This window comes from Mycobacterium sp. NGS41 (assembly GCF_059812725.1).
In genome coordinates, this window is record NZ_JCALDF010000046.1 from 26,527 (window position 1) to 35,873 (window position 9,347).

Annotated in this window: 7 protein-coding genes; 4 read left to right on the forward strand and 3 right to left on the reverse strand. The window is 65.8% G+C overall.

Annotated elements, in window-relative coordinates; genetic code table 11:
• Positions 1-46 precede the first annotated feature (46 nt).
• The 3 genes from AC5Y21_RS24750 to dnaE all read left to right on the forward strand — a co-directional run bounded on the left by AC5Y21_RS24750 (position 47) and on the right by dnaE (position 6,451).
• Positions 47-2,293 (forward strand): MMPL family transporter, encoded by a 2,247-nt coding sequence (locus AC5Y21_RS24750; RefSeq protein WP_499916564.1) that lies wholly within the window; start codon positions 47-49, stop codon positions 2,291-2,293.
• Between the two features lie 9 nt (positions 2,294-2,302).
• Complete coding sequence (locus AC5Y21_RS24755; protein ID WP_499916566.1) at positions 2,303-2,734, forward strand: type II toxin-antitoxin system Rv0910 family toxin; 432 nt, start codon at positions 2,303-2,305, stop codon at positions 2,732-2,734.
• Positions 2,735-2,911: 177 nt separating this feature from the next.
• A complete protein-coding gene (dnaE, locus tag AC5Y21_RS24760; RefSeq protein ID WP_499916568.1) occupies positions 2,912-6,451 on the forward strand; it encodes a DNA polymerase III subunit alpha in 3,540 nt (1,179 codons plus the stop codon).
• Between the two features lie 90 nt (positions 6,452-6,541).
• On the opposite strand, the gene AC5Y21_RS24765 is transcribed toward dnaE, so the two are convergent.
• Positions 6,542-7,489, reverse strand: a complete 948-nt coding sequence (locus AC5Y21_RS24765) for an MBL fold metallo-hydrolase (RefSeq protein ID WP_499916570.1) — start codon at positions 7,487-7,489, stop codon at positions 6,542-6,544.
• Positions 7,486-7,941, reverse strand: a complete 456-nt coding sequence (locus tag AC5Y21_RS24770) for a PPOX class F420-dependent oxidoreductase (protein WP_499916573.1) — start codon at positions 7,939-7,941, stop codon at positions 7,486-7,488. The genes AC5Y21_RS24765 and AC5Y21_RS24770 overlap by 4 nt, the downstream gene beginning before the upstream one ends.
• 53 nt (positions 7,942-7,994) lie before the next feature.
• Here AC5Y21_RS24770 and AC5Y21_RS24775 point away from each other — a divergent pair, with 53 nt between their 5' ends.
• Positions 7,995-8,378 (forward strand): MerR family transcriptional regulator, encoded by a 384-nt coding sequence (locus tag AC5Y21_RS24775; protein WP_499916575.1) that lies wholly within the window; start codon positions 7,995-7,997, stop codon positions 8,376-8,378.
• A gap of 5 nt (positions 8,379-8,383) precedes the next feature.
• On the opposite strand, the gene AC5Y21_RS24780 is transcribed toward AC5Y21_RS24775, so the two are convergent.
• Positions 8,384-9,229, reverse strand: coding sequence for a class I SAM-dependent methyltransferase (locus AC5Y21_RS24780; RefSeq protein ID WP_499916579.1), 846 nt, complete (start codon positions 9,227-9,229; stop codon positions 8,384-8,386).
• Positions 9,230-9,347 lie beyond the last annotated feature (118 nt).

A 9,347-nucleotide genomic window follows, 5' to 3' on the forward strand; every position in this document is an offset into this window, starting at 1 on the left:
CGCACGCAGACTGGGCCGCCCACCGACAAGGTAAGGAGCGAGCCAGATGCTGCACGGAGTTGCCCGACTCGCCACAGCCGCGCCACGCAGGATCATCGCCGCAGCTGTCCTGATCATGATCGGCGCCGGGGTTTTCGGCTTCTCTGTCATCGACGCCTTGTCGGCCGGCGGCTATCAGGATCCGTCGTCGGAGTCTTCGCGGGCTCAGCGCCTGCTCGCGGAGAAGTTCGGCAACGGCGACCTCGAGATGATCGTGGCCGTCACTTCCGGGGCGGGCGTCCAGAGCGAGACCGCCCGGACCGTGGCCACCGACATCGTCGGGCAGTTGAAAGCGTCGCCGGACGTCGCCCGGGTGAGCTCGGCGTGGACCGTCCCGCCGTCGGCCGCGGCGGGCTTGATCAGCACCGACGGTAAGACTGGACTGATCATCGCCGGCATCACCGGTGGCACGACCGGCGCGCAGAAGGCCGCCGCGGCACTGGCGAAGAAGGTCGTGCACGATCGCGACGGCGTCACTGTGAAGGCCGGTGGCGAGGCCCTGACCTACGCGCAGATCAACAAGCAGAGCGAAAAAGACCTGCTGGTCATGGAATCCATCGCGTTCCCATTGAGTTTCGTTGCGCTGGTGTGGGTGTTCGGCGGTCTGCTCGCCGCGGCGATACCGATGGCGGTCGGCGGCTTCGCGATCGTTTGCACGTTGGCGATGCTGCGCGTGATCACCATTACGACCGACGTCTCGGTCTTCGCGCTCAACCTCACGGTGGCCATGGGCTTGGCGCTGGCGATCGACTACACCCTGTTGATTATCAGCCGATACCGCGACGAGATCGCCGATGGCAGGAGCCGCGACGACGCACTGGTTCGCACGATGGGCACGGCGGGACGGACCGTGCTGTTCTCGGCGACGACCGTTGCCCTGTCGATGGTCACGATGGTGCTGTTCCCGATGTACTTTCTGAAGTCGTTCGCCTATGCGGGCGTCGCGGTGGTCGCACTGGCGGCGGTGGCCGCGGTGATGATCACCCCCGCCGTGATCGTGCTGTTGGGTGACCGCCTGGACTCGCTGAACGTGCGGCGGCTGATGAGACGACCCGAGCCGGTGACGCGCCCGATCCAAGAGAGCTTCTTGTACCGCTCGACCAAAGCCGTGATGCGACGGCCGGTTCCGATCGGCGTGGCGGTGCTCGCGCTGCTGCTGGTGCTGGGCACGCCGTTTCTGTGGGTGAATTCGGGTTTCTCCGACGACCGGGTGTTGCCGGAGTCGGCGTCGGCGCGACAGGTCGGAGACCAGATGCGCTCCGACTTCGCGGTCAACGCCGACGCGGACGTGACCGTCGTGATCCCGGATGCAACCACGTTGACGCCCGGGGACATCGATCGCTATGCCGCGCAGCTCTCCCGCGTGCCCGACGTGATGTCCGTGTCGGCACCGGGCGGGAGCTTCGTGAACGGGTCGCTGGCCGGGCCACCGTCAGCGCCCACCGGTGTAAAGGACGGCAGTGCGTTCATAACGGTGGGCAGCTCGGATCGGCTGTTCTCCAAAGCATCGGAACGGCAGTTGGATCGCCTGCAGGCCGTCGCCGGTCCGGGCGGTCGCGACGTCCAATTCACCGGCAGGGCGCAGATAAACCGCGACAGCGCCCAGGCGGTGACGTCGCGGCTGCCACTGGTCCTGTCGATCATCGCGATCATCACGTTTGCGCTGCTGTTCTTGTTGACCGGCAGCGTGGTGCTGCCGCTGAAAGCGTTGGTACTCAATGTATTGTCGCTGACCGCGGCATTCGGCGCGCTGGTGTGGATCTTCCAGGACGGCCACCTCGGGGCATTCGGCACCACCGCCATCGGCACCCTGATGGTCCACATGCCGGTCCTGCTGTTCTGCATCGCGTTCGGTCTGTCAATGGATTACGAGGTGTTCTTGGTGTCGCGGATCCGCGAGCATTGGCTGGTATCCGATCAAACCCCGCAGGCCAACGAAGAGGCCGTCGCGCTGGGTCTGGCGCGTTCCGGTCGGGTGGTGACGGCCGCGGCGCTGCTGATGGCAATCTCGTTCGCTGCGTTGATAGCCGCGCAGGTGTCGTTCATGAGAATGTTCGGTCTCGGACTCACGCTGGCGATAGTGGTGGACGCGACGCTGGTACGCATGCTGCTGCTGCCGGCGTTCATGCGCCTGATGGGCCGCGCTAACTGGTGGGCCCCTAAAGCGCTGCGCCGGCTGCACGAGCGCATCGGCATTGACGAGGGAGAAGGAACCCGGGACGCTTTTGCGGGCCCGTCCAGTCGTCAGCGTTAGGCTCACCCGATGGCTTCCGTTGAGTTGAGCGCCGATATGCCGATGAGCCCACAGGAGATGTGGGACCACGTTGCCGACCTCTCCGACCTGGGCGAGTGGCTCGTCATGCACGAGGGCTGGCGCAGCGAATTGCCCAACGAGATCGCCGAAGGAACCCAGGTCGTGGGCGTGGCACGCTCCAAAGGCTTGCGCAACCGGGTGACCTGGACGGTCACCAAGTGGGACCCCCCGCATGAGGTCGCGATGTCAGGAGACGGCAAAGGCGGAACGAAGTACGGCGTCAGGCTCACCGTGCAGCCCACCGACGACGGGTCCACCCTTGGCCTGCGCCTCGAGCTGGGCGGGCGACCGTTGTTCGGCCCGGTTGGTTCGGCGGCTGCCCGCGTCGCCAAAGGCGATGTGCAGAAGTCGCTGAAGAACTTCGTAGAGCTCTACGGGTAAACGCGCCAGTGGTGATCGCGAGCGCGGCGCAGCCGCGGGAAGCGGGTCACCACCATCAGGCCCAGTGGTGATCGCGAGCGCGGCGCAGCCGCGGGAAGCGGGTCACCACCATCATTCAAGACACACTCCGCGACACGCCGGGAAAGCGTCAGAGCTCGGTCATAGACTGGCGTCTCTATGAACCAGTCCTTCGTGCACCTGCATAACCACACCGAGTACTCGATGCTGGACGGTGCCGCGAAGATCACGCCGATGCTCGCCGAGGTGGAGCGGCTGGGAATGCCCGCGATCGGCATGACCGATCACGGAAACATGTTCGGCGCCAGCGAGTTTTACAATGCCGCCACAAAAGTCGGGATCAAGCCGATCATCGGCGTGGAGGCGTACATCGCTCCCGCTTCCCGTTTCGACACCCGGCGCGTCACCTGGGGCGATCCCAGCCAGAAGGCCGATGACGTCTCCGGCAGCGGCGCCTACACGCACCTGACGATGATGGCCGAGAACGCCACCGGGCTGCGCAACCTATTCAAGCTGTCCTCGCTGGCCTCCTTCGAAGGCCAGCTGAGCAAGTGGTCGCGGATGGACGCCGAACTCATCGCCGAACACGCCGACGGCATCATCGTCACCACCGGCTGTCCTTCCGGGGAAGTGCAGACCCGGCTTCGCCTCGGCCAGCGCCGCGAGGCGCTGGAGGCCGCCGCCAGATGGCGGGAGATCGTCGGACCGGACAACTACTTCCTCGAGTTGATGGATCACGGGCTGTCGATCGAGCAGCGGGTCCGCGACGGGTTGCTCGAAATCGGCCGCACGCTCAACATTCCGCCGCTGGCCACCAACGACTGCCACTACGTCACCCGCGACGCCGCGCACAACCACGAGGCGCTGTTGTGTGTGCAGACCGGCAAAACGCTGTCGGATCCGAATCGGTTCAAGTTCGACGGCGACGGCTACTACCTCAAGTCGGACGCCGAAATGCGCCAACTCTGGGACGACGAGGTGCCCGGCGCCTGCGATTCCACCTTGCTGATCGCCGAGCGGGTGCAGTCCTATGCCGACGTGTGGACACCCCGCGACCGGATGCCGGTCTTCCCGGTGCCCGACGGCCACGACCAGGCGTCCTGGCTGCGCCACGAGGTCGGCGCCGGGCTGAACCGACGCTTCCCCGACGGCCCGCCGGAGAACTACCTCACCCGCGCCGCGTACGAGATCGACGTCATCTGCGCCAAGGGTTTCCCGTCCTACTTCCTGATCGTCGCCGATCTGATCAACTACGCCCGCTCGGTCGGCATCCGCGTCGGCCCGGGCCGCGGTTCGGCCGCCGGCTCACTGGTCGCCTACGCCCTCGGCATCACCGACATCGACCCGATACCGCACGGACTGCTGTTCGAGCGGTTCCTCAACCCCGAACGCACATCGATGCCCGACATCGATATCGACTTCGACGACCGCCGCCGCGGCGAGATGGTGCGCTACGCCGCCGACAAGTGGGGCCAGGACCGGGTCGCACAGGTCATCACCTTCGGCACCATCAAAACCAAAGCGGCCCTGAAGGATTCGGCGCGAATCCACTACGGGCAGCCCGGCTTCGCGATCGCCGACCGGATCACCAAGGCGCTCCCGCCGGCGATCATGGCCAAAGACATTCCGCTGGCGGGTATCACCGATCCGACCCATGAGCGGTACAAGGAGGCCACCGAGGTCCGCAGCCTGATCGAAACCGATCCGGACGTCCGCACCATCTACCAGACGGCGCGTGGCCTCGAAGGCCTCATCCGCAACGCCGGCGTGCATGCCTGCGCGGTGATCATGAGCAGCGAGCCGCTGACCGAGGCCATCCCGCTGTGGAAGCGACCGCAGGACGGCGCCATCATCACCGGCTGGGATTACCCGTCGTGTGAGGCCATCGGCCTGCTGAAGATGGACTTCCTGGGTCTGCGCAACCTGACGATCATCGGCGACGCGATCGATAACATCAAGGCCAACAGGGGAATTGACCTCGACCTGGAATCCGTGCCGCTGGACGACAAGCCCACCTACGAGCTGCTGGGCCGCGGCGACACCCTCGGCGTGTTCCAACTCGACGGCGGGCCGATGCGCGACCTGCTGCGCCGCATGCAACCGACCGGCTTCGAAGACATCGTCGCCGTGCTCGCGCTGTACCGGCCGGGCCCGATGGGCATGAACGCCCACAACGACTACGCCGACCGCAAGAACAACCGGCAGGCGATCAAACCGATCCATCCCGAGCTCGCCGAACCGCTGCGCGAGATCCTCGCCGAGACATACGGCCTCATCGTCTACCAAGAGCAGATCATGCGCATCGCGCAGAAGGTGGCCAGCTACTCGCTGGCCCGAGCAGACATTCTGCGCAAGGCCATGGGCAAGAAGAAGCGCGAGGTGCTGGAAAAGGAGTTCGAGGGGTTCTCCGACGGCATGAAGGCCAACGGATTCTCGGCCGGCGCCATTAAAGCGTTGTGGGACACCATCCTGCCGTTCGCCGACTACGCGTTCAACAAGTCGCACGCCGCCGGCTACGGCCTGGTCTCCTATTGGACCGCCTACCTCAAGGCCAACTATGCCGCCGAGTACATGGCCGGTCTGTTGACCTCGGTCGGCGACGACAAGGACAAGGCGGCCGTTTATCTGGCCGACTGCCGCAAGCTCGGCATCACGGTGTTGCCGCCGGACGTCAATGAGTCCGGCCTGAACTTCGCGTCGGTCGGGCAAGACATCCGCTACGGCCTCGGCGCGGTGCGCAATGTCGGTGCCAACGTGGTGGGATCGTTGCTCAAAACCCGTAGCGACAAGGGCAAGTTCACCGACTTCTCGGACTACCTGAACAAGATCGACATCTCGGCGTGCAACAAGAAGGTCACCGAGTCACTGATCAAGGCGGGTGCTTTCGACTCGCTCGGACATGCGCGCAAAGGCCTTTTCCTGATCCACACCGACGCCGTGGACTCGGTGCTGGGCACCAAAAAGGCCGAGGCGATGGGGCAATTCGACCTGTTCGGCGGCTGGGACGACGGCGCGGATGGGGCCAGCGCGGTGTTCACCATCAAGGTGCCCGAAGACGAGTGGGAGGACAAGCACAAGCTGGCTCTGGAACGGGAGATGCTGGGCCTGTACGTATCCGGGCACCCGCTCAACAAGGTGGCACACCTGCTGGTCGCCCAGGTCGATACCGCCATCCCGGCGATCCTCGACGGCGACGTCCCCAACGACACCCAGGTTCGGGTGGGCGGCATCCTGGCTTCCGTCAATCGCCGGGTCAATAAGAACGGCATGCCCTGGGCTTCAGCGCAGCTGGAAGACCTCACCGGCGGCATCGAGGTGATGTTCTTCCCGCACACCTACTCGAATTACGGCGCCGAGATCGCCGACGACGTGGTGGTTCTGGTCAACGGCAAGGTGGCGGTTCGCGACGACCGCATCAGCCTGATCGCCAACGAGTTGGTGGTGCCCGACTTCTCCAGCGCGCAGCCGGATCGGCCGCTGGCGGTCAGCCTGCCGACGCGGCAGTGCACGCTCGACAAGGTGAGCGCCCTTAAGCAGGTGCTGGCCCGCCATCCGGGCACGTCGCAGGTGCATCTGCGGCTGATCAGCGGGGACCGGATCACCACGCTGGAGCTGGATCAGTCGCTGCGGGTGACTCCCTCGCCGGCGCTGATGGGAGACCTCAAGGCACTGCTGGGCCCGGGCTGTCTGGGCGGCTAGCCGCTCAAGGGCCGCGACGGTGCGCAGATGTACACGACTTACGGCGTGTCCCTGTACAAACACGCACCTTCGCGGGTGGCGGCGGCCGCGCTAAGCCCGCAGTTTCAGCGCCGCCCGATGGTCGTGGGTCGGAACGATCGTCACCGCGTGCCGTGCCAGGTGCAGCCGGTGCAGCGTTCTGAAGGTCTCGTCGCGATCCTCGTCCGCCAAAGCGCCGGGGTAGCTTGACTTTTGCCGGACCTTCTCGATCTGCAATTCGTGCCACGCCGCGTCGCCGGCGATCAGGATCCATCCCCGCTCGGTATGAGCGAGCACCCCAACGCTGCCCGGGGTGTGGCCGGCCAGGTCCACCAGGATGACGGAGTTGTCTGAAAAGAGGTCGCGGCTTCTGGTGAAGGTCAGCACCGGTGGCCCGTCCAGGTCGTAGTCGATGACAGGCCGATCGCGCAGCGAGTCCCGGACCCCCCCGACGGGGGCGACGGATCCGGAACTGACCCAATCCTTTTCGATGCGGTGCAGGTGGACGGGAAGATTGGGCATGTCCAGCAGTCCCGACACGTGGTCCCAATGGGCGTGCGTGGGCAACGCGAAATCCAGCTGAGGCATTTCGGGCAGCCGGGCCAGGGCCGAGATGGTGGGGATGGTATCGGCGGGCGGACGCACCGCGGCGCGCAGCACCGCGGGTAGCTGGGCGATTGCCCGTCGCTCGACATCTATGCACACCGCGGGATCGACGATGAACGTCGCCTTCGGGTGCTCGACGATGAACGATGTCAGCGAGTTCTCTACGCGAGCAGGTGTAAACGTTCCCTCGACGATCATCGGGGTCGGAACCACGCGCGGCACTTGCGGTAGCGCGGTCACGGTCACGGTGCGGCGGGAATCGGGCAGTCCCGCGTCGACGATGCTGCGGATGAAGCGCTGATCGAGCTGTCTCGGTCGCACCATGCCCCGAACGAGTCCGGCTGCGGCGCGGCAGCATTGGAGAACGCTGGGGGAGCGGACCGGGTCGGACACGTGGTCCGTTGTCTGAGTCATGCCGCCTCGACCCGGACAATGGCGCTGTCGGCCCAGACCCCGCGGTCGCATGCGCGGCGTAGCTTTGCGCGAAGGGTCACATCTTGGTGGACGTTGGTCACGCCCGGCACCTTGATCAGCGGCACGACGTTCCATTGCCAGCCGTACCGTTCGCGCAGCATGCGGTTGCCCCGTTCCGCATCGGCGCCGGACAGGATCGTGGCCCGCCCGGGCAGAGCCGTCGCGCCCGGCCGAACTCGGCCGCGATAGTCGCACACCGAGAGTTCGACTTCGGGTCGGGCGGTCAATCGCTTCGTCTTAGGGCCCACTTTGGTTCGAAACAGCAACGCTTGGTCTTTTGTGCCGTCTAACGCGAACCAGATGGGCGTGTCGACGGGCGTGCCGTCCCGCCGGAAGCTGCGAAGCAGTGCGTATCGGGCGGTGCTCAGCTCGTGGAGTGTGTTGGTCTGCATGGCACCCAGTCAACGACTTAGAGTTGACTCTAAGTCAAGCCTGGGAGGTCACGATGCTCATGACCATCGGAGAGGTGGCGCGCGCAGCCGGAGTCGCCGCGACGACATTGCGTTACTACGAAAAGCTCGGGCTGGTACCGGCGCCGATGCGGCTGGGTGGTCAGCGCCGGTACGACGACGCGGTGCTGGCCCGGCTCGAGGTGATCCGCCTGTGCAAATCCGCCGGGTTCGCGCTGGACGATATCCAGCTGCTGTTCGCCGACGATACGCCTGGCCGGCCGGCGAGCCGGGCGCTCGCCGAGGCCAAGCTTGCCGAAATCGACGCTCAGATGGCGTCGCTGGCCCGTGCGCGAGAGGTCATCGAGTGGGGAATGCAATGCACATGCCCGTCAATCGACGCATGCACGTGTGGCATTCACCGCGCTCTGCCCGCGTGACCGGGCTAGAACTGGTAGCGCAGAATACGCGCCTTGCGCGCGCCCGCCTTGAACTTCCCGGATGCCTTGGTGGCCAACCGAATCCAGCCCGGGAACAGGTCGACCTCGGGAGCCCGTGCCAGGCTGGCTTCCTCGACCAGCGTCAACCGGGGATTCCACAATTCGGGCACCCGAGCGTCTTTGAACCCGGCGTACCCCCATTGACTGCCGACGCTGCTGAACATCTTCTGCGGCGCCAGCTTTATCGCGACCCGGCTGAACCAGCCGATACGGCCGTAGTCGTTGAACGCCAGCTCGCCGGACCGGAAGTGCTCACTGACGTGCCGGAACACGCCGACAATCACCTCTTCGGGCAAGAAGGCGAACAGGCCGTCGGCGATCACCATCGCGGGCCGGTCGGCGGGAATCGGGTCACTCCAGCCTGAGTCGGCCGCCGACGCGGCCACCGAATGGGCGCCGTCTCTGGTCGGCATGACCTGTTCGCGCAACGTGATAACGCGTGGCAAGTCGACGCTGTACCAGTCCACCGTCTCGGGTGGGCCGACCCGGAACACGCCCGTGTCCAGCCCGGCGCCGATATCGACGACGACGGCGTCGGGATGGGTCGCGACGAACCCGCGCACCCGTTCGTCGAGCATCTTGGCGCGCAGCGCCGACTGGCACACCACGCTGTCGGTCACGCCGAGCCCGTCGAAGTCGAAGTCGATCTTGGCCACGATCTCGTCGGCGAGCGTGTCGCCGAGAATTGGTCGGGGCCACCGGCTGTCCCGCGCGCGGGCGTACTGGGTGAGCAATGCGGTCTGCTCAAGTGGCGAAAGTTGGCTGACGTCAATTCCCGATTTCGCACCCATCATGATCAACCTACCCGGCGCTGCGCCGCGCTCGCGATCGCCACGGGCCCTATCGTGGCGACCCGCTTCGCCCGGCTGCGCCGCGCTCGCGATCGCCACTGGGCCGAATGGTGGCGAC